Genomic DNA, 15,664 nt, shown 5'->3' with positions numbered 1-15,664 from the left:
GGCCACAGCGGCCCGCCCTTCTCTCTGTCGGTGCATCCGGCGGGCCGGATCACATGCCCGGCGAACCCGGAAAGCCCATGTAGTAGGTGCCGACGGTCATCCCGCCATCCACCACGATCTCCGCGCCGTGGAGGTAGGATGCGTCGTCGCTCGCCAGGAACAGGCTCGCCGCCGCCACTTCCTCGGGCCCGCCGATGCGCTGCAGCGGCACGTTGGCATAGCCCTTGTCCACGTCCTCGCGCGCTGCGCCGGAATGGTTGGACATGACCGTGTCGACCCCGCCGGGATGGACTGAGTTGACGCGGATGCCCTTGTGACCAAGCTCCATTGCAGCGACCTTGGTCAGCCCGCGCACGCCCCACTTGGACGAGGCGTAGGCGACAAGGCTGTTCGCGCCCTTCATTCCGTCTACCGAAGAGATGTTGACGATCGAACCCTTGCCGCGCGCGATCATTCCCGGCGCCACTGCCTTGATGCCCAGGAACTCGCCAACCAGGTTGACGCCCAGCACCTTCTCGTAGTCCGCCTTGGTCGTCTCGAGCAGGCTCTTGAACATGAGGATGCCGGCGTTGTTCACCAGCACGTCGACCGGCCCCAGCGCCGCCTCGACTTCGCTGACGACCGAAGCCCAGTTGTCCTCGCTGGTCACGTCAAGCTTGAAGAAGCGCGCCGCATCGCCAAGCTCTGCCGCCAGCGCCTCCCCGGCCTCGTCCAGAACGTCGGCAATCGCCACTTTCGCGCCCTCGGCCACGAAAAGCCGGCTTGTCGCCGCACCCATGCCGCGCGCGCCACCGGTGACGATCGCCACCTTGCCCGATAGCCTGCCCATAACTCGTCTCTCCCGCTTTTTTCTTGTCAACACTCTGCGTCACCCTGAACCGGGTTCAGGGTGACGCAGCTTCTGTTCAAAGGCTCTGTCTTCAGGCCACCTTCTGGCCGGGTCGCTTGTCCAGCGTCACATGCAAGCCGTTGACCCGGCCCTGGATTTCCGGTGCCTTGTCGCGCGGGTTGTAGAACTGGCGATACCACAGGCGCACCTTGCCATATGGACCGTCGTTCGGCACCGCGAGCGGGTTGAGACAGGCGCGCTTGTTCGCCCAGATCTCAACATCCTGCGCGAACGCAAGGCGGCTGCCCTCCTGGTAGGCCAGCGCATTGGCGCGATCCTCGTCGGTGGTCTCGCGGCTGCCGTCGTGGACCTTGACCATCAGCGCATGCCAGCAGCGCGAGACGCCATCCTCGACCGGCGTGTTGGCGATCATGATGAAGCTGTCGAACGCGCCCGCCATCTCCGATTGCAGGAAGCCCGGCCCTTCATACCAGGTGTCGAGAACGAGGAAGTCCTCCGGGTTCGCGGTCAGGGTTCGATGGCCCGCGCTGTAGTACTGGTGCAGGTGCGGCCCCTTGAACTCGTTGGCGAAGTACTGCCAGTCGGTCGCGCCGTGGATCGGCACGAAGTGGCCGAAGTCGGCCATGTTGTCGACGATCTCGATGCCGTGGCTGTTGAGATCGCCCATGTAGTCGATCTTCCATTCCACCCAGCCAGGCTCGCCATGGTGGCCGCCGAAGTTGGCCAGTTCGACGTCCGGCTCGAGTCCTTCGGGATCGTGCCACATCCACAGGATGCCTGCGCGTTCGACCACCGGATAGGTCCGCAGCTTCGCCGCCTTGGGGATGAAGTCCGAATAGGGGATGTGGTTGCACGCGCCGTCTGTGCCGAAGCGCCAGCCATGGAACGGGCAGCGGATCGATTCGCCTTCGACGTGCTCGCCGTCGCGCACGATGTAGGACGTGCTGTTCTTGGCGAGGTGCGCGCCCATGTGCGGACAATAGGCGTCGACCACATAAGGCGCGCCGCTTTCGCCGCGATAGACCACCAGGTCCTTGCCGAAGTAGCGGATCGGGGCGGGAATGCGCGTCGCGTCCGCCGCCGTGCCGATCATGAACCAGCCGCGCGGGAAGTCGAACTCACCCAGGCCGTACTCTTTCGAGGTTGCCATCTGCAAAACTCCTTATCGTATCCGCCAATCTCTCCCGGCGGCGCAGTTGCCAGTCTTTTACCGCGTTCCTTGCGGATTCGCGAAGTTTCTTGCCTTGCACAGTGCTTGTGCAAGAATGCACGGCATCTGAACGGCAATTGGGTGCGGCACATGGAATGGAGCGATCTGGAAGTCTTTCTCGCGGCGGTCAGGACCGGTTCCTACACCGCTGCGGGTCGCCAGCTCGGCATCAACCGCACGACCATCGGCCGCCGGGTCGAGGCGCTGGAGAAGTCGCTCGGCCTGCCGCTGTTCGAGAAGAATCCACTCGGCTACGCGCCCAACGCCGCCGGCGCGCGCCTGCTCGCGACGGCCGAGGCGGTCGAGCGCGAGGTTGCCGCGATGCTCCACGACATCGGCGGCGCCGCGCGCCAATCGGCGCCCGTGCGCATCGCCAGCAGCGGCGGCATCGCCTCGGAGTTCCTTCCCGAGATTGCCGCATTCCGCCGCGCCAATCCCGACGTTCCGGTCGAGCTTCTGGGCGAACTCGACCCGCTTGATGCCGTAACCCAGCGCCGCGCCGATCTCGGCATCGCGCTGGTCCGCTCGCTGCCGCTGCGCCTTGCGGGCACGCAAGTCGCCACGCTCTCGCAGGCGCCCTATGGCCGCCGCCACGCGGGCGCGCTCCAATCGCTCGGCTGGGGCTACGAATTCGATGCCGCGCTGCCCGGCGGGCCGTGGTCGGCCAACCCCGCCGGCGAGGCGGCACAGGCGGCGGGGCTCGTCACCTTCAACGCCTGGCCGCAGCTCAAGCAGGCAGTGATGGCGGGCATCGGCAAGGCCACGCTGTGGTGCTTCGCAGCCGACGCGGAAGAGCATCTCGAACGCCTTGCCCCACCCGATCCACGCCATGACTGCCCGTTATGGCTGGTCCACCGCGCCAAGGCTCCGCCCGGACCGGGCCTTGCCCGCCTGATCGCCTTCCTCGACAATGCCATCGCGGCGCGATGCGACGGCAAACGCGCGGCCACGCCATGAATCATGTTTGCATTGCGACGGCTTGAATGCCATTATAACCCAAAGTTGCGAACAATAATGCCATAGTGGCTACGCAAATTGGGAGATTTTGGATCGTCATGGCCACCACTGCCCCCGCGCCCGTCTTCGACCGCGAGACACTCCTCGCCGCCGCGCGCGAGCGCACCGGCCTGTCGGACTTCGGCGACACCTGGTTCCTCGAACCGATGGACCGCTACATCGCCTCCGCCAATGCCGAGGGCAAGCTGACGCCGTCGGGCTTTGCCGGGCAGACCGAATCCATCCTCAAGGGTCTCGCCAGCCGCCTGCGCATGGTCGAGGACATCAAGCGCCATCCCGAAATCCTTGACGAGAAGGTCGAGGTCGCCGCGATCATCCTCGGCCTGCCGCGCACCGGCAGCACGATCTTCCACCGCCTCCTCGCCTCGGCCCCCGGCATGACCGCAATCCGCTGGTACGAGGCGCAGAACTACGCGCCGCTGCCAGGCGACGAGCCGGGCAACCCGCAGGCACGCCGCGCCTATGCGCAGGCGATGATCGACGGGTGGCTCAACCTCTCGCCCGAACTCGCCTCGATCCACCCGCTCGATCCCGAGGCGCCGGACGAGGAAATCATCATCCTCGGCCAGCTCTTCATCACGACCATGGTCGAGGCGATGACCTTCATCCCCTCGTTCGCAAAGTGGCTCGACAGCTACGACCAGTCGAAGGGCTACGAGGATCTCAAGACCATCCTCAAGTACCTGCAATGGCAGGATCCTTCGCGTCGTAATCGCAAGTGGGTGCTGAAAAGCCCGTCCAACCTGCCCTATACCGACGTCATCGCGGATGCCTTCCCCGATGCGGTGCTCGTCATGACTCACCGCGACCCGCTGGAAGTCGTGCCCAGCTACGTCAGCATGGAAGCAGCGCTCTACAAGCTGAACTCGGTCCATTCCGACACCGAGGTCGGTGCGTTCTGGTTCCCGCGCCTTGCCGGCTGGATGAAGCGCTTCGAGGAGGCGCGCGCGCGCATCGGCGAGGATCGCTTCATCGACATCGACTACCGCGAAGTGGCGAAGGAGCCACTGAAGCAGGCCGAACGCGTCCTCGCGCGCATCGGCATTCCGCTCGATGCCGAAATCGAGGCGGCACTCGCCGAGTTCATGGCCGGCAACAAGCGCGAGCAGCGCCCGATGCATGACTACTCGCTCGAACGCTTCGGGCTCGAGGAGCAGGCGATCCGCGAGGCCTTCGCCTCCTACCGCGCGCGCTTCGTGCGCTGAACAACGACCGCATCAAGGATGAGAGAATGACCGATCTTACTGGAAAGGTGGCGCTGATCACCGGCGCGGGACAGGGCATCGGCCAGGGCGTCGCGCTGGCCATGGCAGGCGCGGGCGCGGCAGTCGTCGTGACCGGGCGCACGCTCGCCAAGGTCGAGGAGACCGCGCGGCTGGTACGCGAGCGCGGCGGCAAGGCGCTGCCCATCGCCTGCGACGTCAAGTCCGCCACCGACCTTGCCGAAACGGTAGAGGCGACGGTGGCCGGGTTCGGCGGCCTCGATATCCTCGTCAACAATGCGCAGGAAGTGCCGCTGGGCAAGCTCGAGGAAGTGACCGACGAGGCGTTCCTTGCCGGGTTCGAATCCGGGCCCCTGGCCACGCACCGGCTGATGAAGCTCGCCCGCCCGCACCTGGCCGCGCGCGGCGGCGGCACGATCTTCAACTTTTGTTCGTCGGCCGGCATCCGCTGGGACATGACCGGCTATGGCTGCTACGCCGCCGTCAAGCAGGCGATCCGCTCGCTCACCCGCGCCGCCGCTGCCGAATGGGGCGGCGAAGGCATCCGCGTGCTGACCATTGCGCCCCACGCGGAATCGCCCGGGCTCAAGTGGTGGATCGAGAACAATCCGGAAGAGGCCAAGGCCTTCTTCCGCACGATCCCGCTGGGCCGCGTGGGCACACTTGAAGGCGACATCGGCCGCGCGCTGGTGGCGCTGTCGGGTCAGGACCTCGCCTATCTTACCGGCGCCACGATCCCGCTCGACGGCGGGCAGGCCAACTTCGACTGAGAGGTCCACGATGGAAAAGGTGATTGCCGCGCTCTGGGCGCCCGAAGGGGAAAGCCGCGAGGATTTCGCCGCGCGCATCCTTGCCACCCTGCCCGGCGCGCTCGTCGCGGCGGGGGCAAGCGGGGTGCGCATCAACGTGCGCGATGCGACGGTCGCGCCCGGAGAAGGGCTGGTGCAGCAATGGCAGGCGCCGCAGCAGGCGGCAGTGGCGCAGTTCTGGATGCCATCCGCCAATGCCCGCTTCCGTGGCCCCGTGGATGCAGCCCTCGCCCAGCACAGCGCCCGCTTTGAAGCCTGGCTGGTTTGCGAATCCACCATTATTCCCAATGACTTGCACCCCGTCAGCGCACCTTCGCCGGAAAAGGTTTCCCCGGGGAAACCTTTGTTGCCCGAACGCGCCTGGGGCTGGAGCCAGGCCAGCTTCATCTCGTTCAGGCCCGACCTGACGCGCGAAGCGGCCATCGCGCACTGGCATTCGCACCACACCCGCGTCGCCATCGAGACCCAGGACAACTTCGAATATGTCCAGAATCTCGTCGTCCGGCCGCTGACCGACACCGCGCCGCGCTATGATGCCTTTGTCGAGGAATGCTTCCCGCTGGAAGCGCTCGACAATCCGGAAGCCTTCTTCGATGCGGTGGGCAAGCCGGAGAAGCTGGCCGAAAATCTCGCAACGATGATGGAAAGCTGCAATGGTTTCATAGACTTCACGCGGATCGACATCGTCCCGACCAGCCAGTTCGACTTCGCCTTCCTCGACCGGGCATGAGCGAATATCCGCCCTCCTCGCGGCTGTCCGTCGCTGGCCCCTGCGGCCGGGCCGAACTGCTTGAGTGGGATTGGCCCTCGATGCTGGACTTCGTGCGGCGCGAGGAGGCGCTGATGGTGGAAATGTCGTTGCCGCCTGCATCGGCCGACGCATCGGCGTGCTTTCCCGAGATCGATGGCGACCGCCGCTGCTTCATGGGCACGCTCTTCGTCCGCTGGCCCGGCGTGCAGGTGGCGGGCCGGTCCGAAGGCGGGCTGATCCGGGTGGTACGCTGCGTGTTCGAAGGCGAAAGGGCGCGAGGCCTGCTCGCACTTCAGCCATCGCCCTCGCTGCCGCTCCTCCAGGCGCTGCTGTCGATCCAGAACGAAACGCTGCGCGGGCTCATGCGAATGCTCCAGCGCGAGCTTTCCAACATGCGCGAGCGTTCCGAGCAGGCCGTGGCCGCGCTGCTTGAACTGGTCGCGATCGAGGTCGAGCGGGTGATCCGCCGCGAGGCCGAGGCCGGCACGACCGCGAGGCTTGCGCCATGGCAGTTCCGCCGCATCCGCGAGCGCCTGGCCGAAGGCGGCGCCGCGCCGACCGTGGCCGAGCTTGCCACGCTTTGCGGAATCAGCGTGCGCCACCTGCACCGGCAGTTCCATGCCCTGACCGGGCGGACCGTCGCCGACTATATCGAGACCACGCGCATCGAACAGGCCAAGACCTTGCTCGGCCAGCGTGAACAACCGATCAAGGCGATCGCGGTCGCCTGTGGCTTTACCCGCGCCAACAGTTTCACGCGGGCCTTCCGCCGCCATACCGGACTGACCCCGCTTGCCTTCCGGCAGGCGGCAGGCAGCCAGACTTACGCCCAATCGACGCTTTGAGAGAGGAACCAGCCATGTCCGACAAGCCCAGGATTGCAATCGTAACCGGCGCCAGCCGCGGCGCGGGCGCGGGCATAGCCCGGGGCTTCGGCGAAATGGGCTATACCGTCTACGTGACCGGCCGCACCGTCTCGCCCGGCAACGCCAAGGGGTGGGACGGCACGGTTCTTCCCGGCACCGTCGCCGAAACCGCGCAGCGCGTGACGGAACTTGGCGGCAAGGGCATTCCGGTGGTCTGCGACCACGCCGACGACGCGCAGGTGGCGCGCCTGTTCGAACAGGTGATGGACGAGCAGGGCAGGCTCGACGTTCTGGTCAACAATGCCGCCTACATGCATCACCAGCTCATCCAGAAGGCACCGTTCTGGGAGAAGGAACTGGACGCGCAGAAGATCATCGATGTCGGCCTGCGCAGCGCCTACGTGGCAAGCTGGCACGCCGCCAGGATCATGGTGCCGCAAGGTTCAGGCGCCATTGCCATGACCTCGTCATTCGGCGCATCGTGCTACATGCACGGCCCCGCCTATGGCGCGCAGAAGGCCGGGCTCGACAAGCTGGCGCATGACATGGAGCACGATTTCCGCGGCACCGGGGTCATCGCCTTCTCGCTCTGGCTCGGCCCGCAGCTTACCGAGCGCGCGCAGATTGCCGCCGAAACCAATCCCGAGCAGTACGAGGGCTTCCTCGCGATGGCCGAGAACCCGGAATTTTCCGCCCACGTCATCGACGCCATCGACAAGTCCCCCAACCGCGATCAGCTGTCCGGCGAGACGCTGATCGTGGCCGAGATCGCGCGCGAACTGGGCGTGACCGACCGCGGACACGATCGTCCCTCGCACCGCGAGATGCTGGGCAGTCCGCGCCCGAAGAACCCCGCCGCCGTCTACTGAGCGCGGATACTGGCCATCCGGCCATGCGGTTCACCCGGTGATCCATCGCGGATCATCGGGCGATACCCCATGGCCGGTGCCACTTGCGCGCGGGCGCGCTCTCCATAGGCTTTGCGCCTTGAGCCGGAGCAACCGGCCGCATGGGGAGATGATGCATGGCAAGAGCTGCGACTGCGGCCGGTAATGGCCTTCCCTTGCTCGATGGAGGCGTGCCGCTCCTCGGGCATCTCGCACAGTTCTTCCGCGATCCGGTTTCGGTACTCAAGCGCGGATACCGCTCGAAGGGGCGGCTCTTCGCGATGAACTTCATGGGCCAGCGCATGAACGTGATGCTGGGTCCGGAACACAACCGCTTCTTCTTCGAGGAGACGGACAAGCTGCTCTCGATCCGGGAGTCGATGCCGTTCTTCCTCAAGATGTTCTCGCCCGAGTTCTATTCGTTCGCGGAAATGGACGAGTACCTGCGCCAGCGCTCGATCATCATGCCCCGCTTCAAGGCGGCATCGATGAAGCAGTACGTGCCGGTCATGGTCGAGGAATCGCTTAACCTGGTCGAGCGGCTGGGCGAGGAAGGCGAGTTCGACCTGATCCCGACGCTGGGCCCGGTGGTAATGGACATCGCCGCGCACAGCTTCATGGGACGCGAGTTCCACGAGAAGCTGGGGCATGAGTTCTTCGAACTCTTCCGCGATTTTTCGGGAGGCATGGAATTCGTCCTGCCGCTGTGGCTGCCGACACCCAAGATGGTCAAGTCACAGCGCGCGAAGAGGAAGCTCCACGCCATCCTGCAATCGTGGATCGACAAGCGCCGCGCCGCCCCGCTCGATCCGCCCGATTTCTTCCAGACGATGATCGAGACGAAGTATCCCGATGGCCGCCCGGTGCCCGACGAGATCATCCGCCACCTGATCCTCCTTCTCGTCTGGGCAGGGCACGAGACGACCGCCGGGCAGGTGAGCTGGGCGCTGGCGGACCTCCTTCAGAACCCGGACTACCAGAAGGTGCTGCGCGGCGAGATATCGTCGCTGCTGGGCGGCAGCGACGGGCGCGACCTTGGCTGGGAACAGGCCGTGGCGATGGAGAAGATGGACCTTGCCCTGCGCGAGACCGAGCGGCTCCATCCGGTCGCCTACATGCTCAGCCGCAAGGCGCGGGCCGATATCGAGCGCGACGGCTATGTCATCCGCAAGGGCGAGTTCGTGCTGCTTGCGCCTTCGGTCAGCCACCGCATGGAAGAGACGTTCCGCAATCCCGATGCCTATGACCCGGAACGCTTCAACCCGGCCAACCCCGATGCGCAGATCGAAAGCAATTCGTTGATCGGCTTTGGCGGGGGTGTCCACCGCTGCGCGGGCGTGAACTTCGCGCGGATGGAGATGAAGGTGCTGGTGGCGATCCTGCTCCAGAACTTCGACATGGAGCTGATGGACGAAGTGCGGCCCATCGCGGGCGCATCGACCTACTGGCCCGCCCAGCCCTGCCGGGTGCGCTATCGGCGGCGCAAGCTCGACGGGTCGGAGGCAGGTGCGGACATGGCGGCGCTGGCCCGAGCCGCCGGCTGCCCGGCGCATACGTGAGGGAGGCCTGATGGCCAAGGTGACTTTCGTCCAGCCGGACGGATCGCAGCGAACCTGCGTGAACTTCGAAGGCATGACGTTGATGCAGCTCGCAGTGGGCAATCTCGTCGACGGGATCGACGCGCTGTGCGGCGGCATGATGCAGTGCGCGACCTGCCATTGCTGGATCGACCCCGAATGGATCGGCCGCACCGGCATGGCCGGACCCGATGAGCGGGCAATGCTGGAAGCGATCGAGGGCGTCGAGATCCGTCCCGAAAGCCGCCTGTCCTGCCAGGTACAGCTTGGCGAAGAACTTGACGGGCTGGTCGTGCGCATTCCACCGGAGCAACCGGGAGTTTAGCACAGATTGGCGTCATCAAATTCGCATCTGATTGACATAACCATAAGTTCTCCTCATCTTGCGTAAAAACAATGATGTCTTGCGCCGAATCAATCAAGGCACCAGACGCAGCGGAGAGGAACCCCACAGCCATGACGGCAAACGTCCCCCCGGCGCAGCTTGCGCAGGCGCTCGACTTTTCGGGCAAGACCGTGCTGGTCACGGGCGGAGGCGTCGGCATCGGCCGCGCCATTGCCGAAGCCTTTGCCGGAGCCGGCGCGCGCGTCGTGATCGCGGAAATCGACCCGGCCAATGCCGAGGCGGTCGAACAGGCCATTCCCGGCGCCCGCGTGATCCGCTGCGACGTGCGCCAGCGCGGCGTGGGCCAGATGCTGGCCGAACGCATCGCCGCCGAAACCGGCAAGCTCGACGTGCTGGTCAACAACGTCGGCCACTTCGTCCACGCCCGTCCCTTCGCGATGCTTTCGGAGGAGGAGGTCGAGGAAATCCTCGACACCAACCTAGGCCAGCTGCTCCGCGTGACCCGCGCGATGATCCCGCTGCTGCGCAAGGCCGGGCCGGGGGCGAACATCATCAACGTCACCTCGATCGAGGCCCATCGGGGCATCCCCTATTGCAGCGTCTATGCCGCCGCGAAGTGGGCGGTGACCGGCTTCACCAAGAGCCTCGCGCTGGAGCTTGGCCCCGAGGGCATCCGCGTGAACGACATCGCGCCCGAGACGACGGACACCCCGCAAGTCGCGCTCGACTACATGATCCCGCCCGAAAACCGGGTGCACGAGGAACGCTGGATTCCGCTCGGCCGCTTTGGCCGGCCCGCCGACTGCGCGGGCGCGGCGCTCTATCTCGCCAGTCCGCTGGCCGCATGGGTGACGGGCACCGCGCTTCACGTCGATGGCGGGGCGCTGGCGGCGGCGGGATGGTATCGCACGCCGCAGGGGGAATGGACCAACGTGCCGGTCATTTCCGGCAACGGCCTGGTCATCCCAGGCACCGCGGCATGAGCGCCGAGGCCGCGCTGCGCCGCACGGCGGAACGCTATGCCCTGGGCGCGGACCGACGCGACAAGACGCTGTGGCGCGAAGTGCTGGCCGATGACGTTGAGATCACGGGACCGGGCTTTGCCATCGTCGGGCGCGAGGCGAACCTCGGATCGATCGACCACCTCGCCCATGCCTTCAAGGCAACGCGCCACGTGGTCCACGACCAGGACGTGACCGTCGAGGGCGACACCGCGCGGGGCGAGACGCGCTCCACCGCCGAGCACCGCATGACCGGGCCGGACGGGCGCGACCTGCTTTTGGTCTGGGCGATCCGCTATCAGGACTGCTGGCGGCGCGAGGGCGAAAGCTGGAAGTTCACCCGCCGCGCGCTGATCGTCGACTGGGAGGAACTGCGCCCGGTGGGCGACGTCGGCGGAGGCGCGGCATGAGCGGGGCGCTGACGGGGCGCACCGCCTTCATCACGGGCGCGACGGGCGCCATCGCAGAGGCTTGCGCGCTGCAACTGGCCAGGGATGGCGCGCGGCTGGCGCTGATGGCGCGGCGTCCGCAAGGCCTTGACGAAGTGGCCGCCCGCATCCGCGCCGAAGTCCCCGGGGCCGAAATCCACGCCTTCATCGGCGATGCCAACGACGAAAGCGCCGTGGCCGGGGCCGTGCGCGGCGCGCATGGGCTGGCCGGCAGGCTCGACGTCGCCTTTGCCACGGTCGGTGGCGGCAGCTTCAAGCCCCTGATCGAGAACACCGCGCAGGACCTGCGCGACGCTTTCGAAAGCAATGTCGTGTCCGCCTTCCACGTCATCCGCGCCGCCGCGCCGCTGATGCGGCCGGGAGGATCGATCGTGTGCCTCTCCTCCGGCGCGGCAGTGCTGACGTTCCGCCACCTTGCTGCCTACCACGTGGCCAAGGCCGCGCTCGAGGGCCTGGTGCGCATGGCGGCGGACGAGCTGGGCCCATCGGGCCTGCGCGTCAACGCGATCCGCCCCGGCCTGACCCGCTCTGGCGCAACCGAGGGCATGTTCGAGGGCGGAGCGGCGGAGGCCTTCCTGCCCGAATACCCGCTGGGGCGCCTTGGCGAGGCGCGCGACATGGCCGGGGCGGTGCGTTTCCTTGCCGGCGACGAAAGCGCCTGGGTGACCGGGCAGTGCATCGCCGTAGACGGCGGCAACCTGCTGCGCCGCAGCCCCGATCTTGCACCGCTGCCAGTGGTGAACACGCATTCCGAAGGGAGAATATGATGAAAGTGCTCGTAGTCGGCGGGACCGGCGCGCTTGGCGGCCATGCCGCCCTGCATCTGGCCGCGAAGGGCCATGACGTGACCATCACCGGCCGCGGCGAAGGCGCGCCTGCCGGAACGCCGCTGACCGATCTCGGCTTCCTGCGCGGCGACTATGTCGCGGGCGATTTCACCGCCGAACGGCTCAAGGGCTTCGACTGGGTGGTCTTCGCTGCCGGAAACGATCCGCGTCACGTGCCCGAAGGCGAGGACTTCGGCGCATGGCTCCTCAAGGCCAATCACGTCGCCCTGCCCGCCTTCTTCGCGGCAGCGCGCGAGGCCGGCGTTTCGCGCGCGGTCCAGCTCGGCAGCTTCTATCCGCAGGCCGCGCCCGAACTGATCGCGGGCAACGTCTATATCCAGTCGCGCCTTGCCGCGTGCGAAGGCGCACGCGCCGAGGGCCGCCCCGGCTTCGACGTTGTGAGCGTCAACGCGCCCTTCATGGTCGGCACCGTGCCCGGCCTGTCGAGCGCCATCTTCGAGCCCTACGTGGCCTGGGCCAAGGGACAGATTCCCATTCCGTTCTTCGCCCCCACCGGCGGCACGAACTTCATGTCGTTCCGTTCGCTGTCCGAGGCCATCGAAGGCGCGCTGTTGCGCGGCGAGCCGGGCAAGGCCTATCTCGTCGGCGACGAGAACCTCACCTTCCGCGAATATTTCCAGCTCTTCTTCGATGCCGTGGGCAGCGATGTGGTGCTTGAGGAGCGCGACGAGGAATTGCCGCTGCTGCCCGACGTGGCGATCCCGCAGGGGCGCGGCAACACGATCAGTTACGAACCCGACGCTGGCGAAACCGCGCTGCTCGGCTATCGTCGCGGCGACGTGGCGGCGGCGGTGGCCGAAATCGTCGCGCAGTTCGGCTGATCCGTTCGGGAGAATTTGAAGATGACCCTTAATCCCCAGGTCGAGGCGCTGCTCGGCTTCTTCGCGCAGATGCCGCCGGTCGACTACGCCACGATCACGCCGGAAGCCCTGCGCGAGATGAACAAGCCGATGCAGATGGGCCCGCCGCCAGCCGTTGCCGAAGTGCGCGACCTGACGATGGACCTGCCCGGCCGTTCCATCGCGGCGCGTCTCTACCTACCCGAGGGCCCGGGCGAGACACCGCCGCTGGTGTTGTTCTACCACGGCGGCGGCTGGGTTATCGGATCGATCGAATCCCACGACGCCACGGCGCGGGCGATCGCGGCGGCAAGCGGGGCGGCGGTGCTTTCAGTCGAATACCGGCTTGCGCCCGAGACCAAGTTCCCGGGGCCGCTGGATGATTGCTACGACGCCCTGGTCTGGGCGGCAGGCCATGCGGCCGAGCTTGGCATCGACGCCGCGCGCCTTGCCGTGGCCGGCGACAGCGCGGGGGGCAACCTTGCCGCCGCAGTCGCCATCCGCGCGCGGGACGAAGGCGGGCCGAAGCTTGCCCACCAGCTGCTGATCTATCCGGTGACCGACGCCGACTTCGCCAACGGGTCCTATACCGAAAACGCCGAGGGCTATTTCCTGACCACGCAGATGATGCAGTGGTTCTGGACGCAATATGTCGACGACCACGGCGATCCGCACCCCCACGCGGCGGTCCTTCGCCATGATAACCTTGCCGGCCTGCCTCCGGCAACGGTGCTGGTCGCGCAGTATGATCCCTTGCGTGACGAGGGCCTTGCCTATGCCGAGGCGCTGAAGGCGGCAGGCGTGCCGGTGGAGACCGAACTGGCACCCGGCATGATCCACGGCTTCTTCTCGATGTTCGAGGCCGTGCCCGACGCGATGCCCTATGTCGAACGCGCCGGGGCGCGGCTCAAGGCGGCCTTCGCCGCCTGACGGCGATCAGATGGCGATGCGCACCGGGTCCTGGGCCAGGCTGCGCATCGCCCGTTCGATCCAGGGGACGAATTCGGCCAGCGCCATGGGCCTGCCGAACAGGTAGCCCTGCAATTCGTGGCAACCGGCGCGGCGCAGCAAGTTGGCCTGCTCCTCTGTCTCCACGCCTTCGGCAATCACCCGCATGTCGAGCCCGCAGGCCAGCATGATCGCCCCGGTGACCAGCATCGCCGCCTTGCTGCCGGGCGCGAGCCCATCGAGCAGTGACTTGTCTATCTTGATGTGGCTGAAGCCGTAGCTGCGCAGGTAGTGGATGCTGGTGAATCCGGTGCCGAAATCATCCAGCGCTATCGACATGCCGCGCGCCTTGAAGGTTTCGACGGCCCGCACCACGCGCTCGGGATTGGCCAGCAGGTAACCCTCGGTGATCTCGAACTGGAGCCGCTCGGGCGGGAACCGTGTCTGCTCCAGCACGTGGGCGACCTGCCGTTCGAAATGGGAATCGCGGAACTGCGCGGGGCTGACGTTGACGCTCAGGCGCAAGGAACCGAGCGGCGCGATATCGCGGCAGGCGCGTTCGAGCACGAACATGCCTAGCGGGTGGATCTGGCCGGTGGCTTCAGCGATCTCGATGAACTCGTCCGGCGGCAGCGGACCTTCGGGGCGCCGGGGCCAGCGTAGCAGCGCCTCGACCGCGACGACCTCGCCGGTCTGCGCATCGACTTCCGGCTGGTAGTGGACATCGAATTCCCCGCGCGAAAGGCCGCGTCCGATCTGCGTCTCCACCGCCAGACGGCGCAGGCGGCCTTCGTCGAAATCGGCGTCGTAGACCGCGATCTGGCCCTTCCCCTGCGTCTTTGCGTGGTACATCGCGGTATCGGCCCGGCGCAGCAGTTCGCGCGGAGTGGCCGCCATGTCGGTATTCGCGGCAACCCCGATGCTGCCGCCGACCTGCAGGACGTGACGTTCGACAAGAACCGGCAACGATATCTCTTCAAGCAGGGTTGATGCGAGGGCGATTGCCTCTGCTTCGGCGGAGTGGCCCTCGAACAGAATCGCGAACTCGTCGCCGCCGACACGGGCCAGCCGCGCGTGGGCCGGGCAGTGCCGGCTCAACCGTTGGCAGATGCTGCGGATCAGCGCGTCGCCCGCCTGATGACCGTGTTCGTCGTTGACCGCCTTGAACCCGTCGAGATCGATGAAGATCACCGCGAGCGTATCCCTGACGGGGTCCGGACCGCCTTCGAGGCGATCGAGGCGGGAAAGCAGTTCGCGCCGGTTGGGCAAGCCGCTCAGGGGGTCGCTGAACGCGATCCGGCGGTTCTCTTCGCTCAGCTTCTCGGTTTCGAGCTGACGCGTGCGCAGGATGCGTTGCGAGCGGATCAGTTCCGAAAACGAAAGGTTGTAGCGATGCGTCACCACCACCATCCCGGCGCAGACCAGCGAAAGCACGACCGACTGGGACAGCATGCGGCCATCTTCGGCCCACGAGAAATAGAACGCGAAGGAGAACGTGCTGACCACCGCCACCCGCATCGCGGCGGCCCGCAGGGTCATGAGGCAGAACACCGTGCTCACTTCCGTAAGGCCCAGGAAGAAGGTGAGATTGCCCCGCGCGTAGGGATCGCCGTCCTGATAGACCCAGATGCACCATGCCTCGAAAGCCAGGGTCATCGCGACTGCCAGCCTGCATGTCCGAGCAAGACAAGTGGCGATGTAGCTGTCCGAAAGGCTTGCCGGATCAGGCTGCTGCCACCACCAGACCCCGCGCCACAGTGCGAGGCCGCCGATGAAGGCGGGCATCAGCAGGGTCTTGAACAACTGGCCGGCATCGAAGAACTCGATGGCGATGGCCAGGGCGTTACAGACCAGAATCCCGTACAGCAGCGGCATCTGACTGGAAAACGAGCGGAACTGCGCTCGAGTCAGTTCCGCATCGCTGGTGTCCAGCTTCAGAAATTCGGTGAATGCCCGCATCGCGCCGCTTGTCTGCCCACAGTCCTTGAGGCTTGGTTAAGCGACCGATCATGAAGGCACTTTCTGAACGACCGGGCTCAAGGC

16 protein-coding genes are annotated in these 15,664 nt (G+C 66.4%); 13 read left to right on the top strand and 3 right to left on the bottom strand.

Annotated elements, in window-relative coordinates; translation table 11 throughout:
• Positions 1–49: 49 nt before the first annotated feature.
• Positions 50–829, bottom strand: coding sequence for an SDR family NAD(P)-dependent oxidoreductase (locus tag SARO_RS19210; protein ID WP_011906913.1), 780 nt, complete (start codon positions 827–829; stop codon positions 50–52).
• A 91-nt stretch (positions 830–920) separates the two neighbouring features.
• Positions 921–2,000 carry a Rieske 2Fe-2S domain-containing protein gene (locus SARO_RS19205; protein ID WP_011906912.1) on the bottom strand — a complete coding sequence of 360 codons (1,080 nt, stop codon included), beginning with the start codon at positions 1,998–2,000 and terminating at the stop codon, positions 921–923.
• Positions 2,001–2,105: 105 nt separating this feature from the next.
• Between SARO_RS19205 and SARO_RS19200 the strand changes: the two genes are divergently transcribed.
• From SARO_RS19200 to estDL136, 13 genes are all read left to right on the top strand, one after another.
• Complete coding sequence (locus tag SARO_RS19200) at positions 2,106–3,017, top strand: LysR family transcriptional regulator (protein WP_143005016.1); 912 nt, start codon at positions 2,106–2,108, stop codon at positions 3,015–3,017.
• 98 nt (positions 3,018–3,115) lie between these two features.
• Complete coding sequence (locus SARO_RS19195) at positions 3,116–4,282, top strand: sulfotransferase family protein (RefSeq protein WP_011906910.1); 1,167 nt, start codon at positions 3,116–3,118, stop codon at positions 4,280–4,282.
• Positions 4,283–4,308: 26 nt separating this feature from the next.
• Positions 4,309–5,070 carry an SDR family NAD(P)-dependent oxidoreductase gene (locus SARO_RS19190; protein ID WP_011906909.1) on the top strand — a complete coding sequence of 254 codons (762 nt, stop codon included), beginning with the start codon at positions 4,309–4,311 and terminating at the stop codon, positions 5,068–5,070.
• 10 nt (positions 5,071–5,080) lie between these two features.
• Positions 5,081–5,839 carry an EthD domain-containing protein gene (locus SARO_RS19185; RefSeq protein ID WP_011906908.1) on the top strand — a complete coding sequence of 253 codons (759 nt, stop codon included), beginning with the start codon at positions 5,081–5,083 and terminating at the stop codon, positions 5,837–5,839.
• Complete coding sequence (locus SARO_RS19180; protein ID WP_011906907.1) at positions 5,836–6,705, top strand: helix-turn-helix domain-containing protein; 870 nt, start codon at positions 5,836–5,838, stop codon at positions 6,703–6,705. The genes SARO_RS19185 and SARO_RS19180 overlap by 4 nt, the downstream gene beginning before the upstream one ends.
• A gap of 14 nt (positions 6,706–6,719) precedes the next feature.
• Complete coding sequence (locus SARO_RS19175; protein ID WP_011906906.1) at positions 6,720–7,595, top strand: SDR family NAD(P)-dependent oxidoreductase; 876 nt, start codon at positions 6,720–6,722, stop codon at positions 7,593–7,595.
• Positions 7,596–7,750: 155 nt separating this feature from the next.
• Positions 7,751–9,172: a cytochrome P450 gene (locus SARO_RS19170; protein ID WP_011906905.1), complete on the top strand. Its 1,422-nt coding sequence runs from the start codon at positions 7,751–7,753 to the stop codon at positions 9,170–9,172.
• 10 nt (positions 9,173–9,182) lie between these two features.
• Entirely contained in the window at positions 9,183–9,515 is a 333-nt protein-coding gene (locus tag SARO_RS19165; protein ID WP_011906904.1) for a 2Fe-2S iron-sulfur cluster-binding protein, read from the top strand.
• A gap of 131 nt (positions 9,516–9,646) precedes the next feature.
• A complete protein-coding gene (locus SARO_RS19160; RefSeq protein ID WP_011906903.1) occupies positions 9,647–10,519 on the top strand; it encodes an SDR family NAD(P)-dependent oxidoreductase in 873 nt (290 codons plus the stop codon).
• Positions 10,516–10,947, top strand: a complete 432-nt coding sequence (locus tag SARO_RS19155; protein WP_011906902.1) for a nuclear transport factor 2 family protein — start codon at positions 10,516–10,518, stop codon at positions 10,945–10,947. The genes SARO_RS19160 and SARO_RS19155 overlap by 4 nt, the downstream gene beginning before the upstream one ends.
• Complete coding sequence (locus SARO_RS19150; RefSeq protein WP_011906901.1) at positions 10,944–11,753, top strand: SDR family NAD(P)-dependent oxidoreductase; 810 nt, start codon at positions 10,944–10,946, stop codon at positions 11,751–11,753. The genes SARO_RS19155 and SARO_RS19150 overlap by 4 nt, the downstream gene beginning before the upstream one ends.
• Complete coding sequence (locus SARO_RS19145) at positions 11,753–12,655, top strand: NAD-dependent epimerase/dehydratase family protein (RefSeq protein ID WP_011906900.1); 903 nt, start codon at positions 11,753–11,755, stop codon at positions 12,653–12,655. The genes SARO_RS19150 and SARO_RS19145 overlap by 1 nt, the downstream gene beginning before the upstream one ends.
• A gap of 21 nt (positions 12,656–12,676) precedes the next feature.
• A complete protein-coding gene (estDL136, locus tag SARO_RS19140; protein WP_011906899.1) occupies positions 12,677–13,603 on the top strand; it encodes a chloramphenicol hydrolase in 927 nt (308 codons plus the stop codon).
• Positions 13,604–13,609: 6 nt separating this feature from the next.
• On the opposite strand, the gene SARO_RS19135 is transcribed toward estDL136, so the two are convergent.
• Entirely contained in the window at positions 13,610–15,580 is a 1,971-nt protein-coding gene (locus SARO_RS19135) for a putative bifunctional diguanylate cyclase/phosphodiesterase (RefSeq protein WP_011906898.1), read from the bottom strand.
• Positions 15,581–15,664 lie beyond the last annotated feature (84 nt).

This window comes from Novosphingobium aromaticivorans DSM 12444, from assembly GCF_000013325.1.
GTDB lineage: Bacteria > Pseudomonadota > Alphaproteobacteria > Sphingomonadales > Sphingomonadaceae > Novosphingobium > Novosphingobium aromaticivorans.
This window is presented reverse-complemented; position numbering and strand designations above follow the sequence as displayed.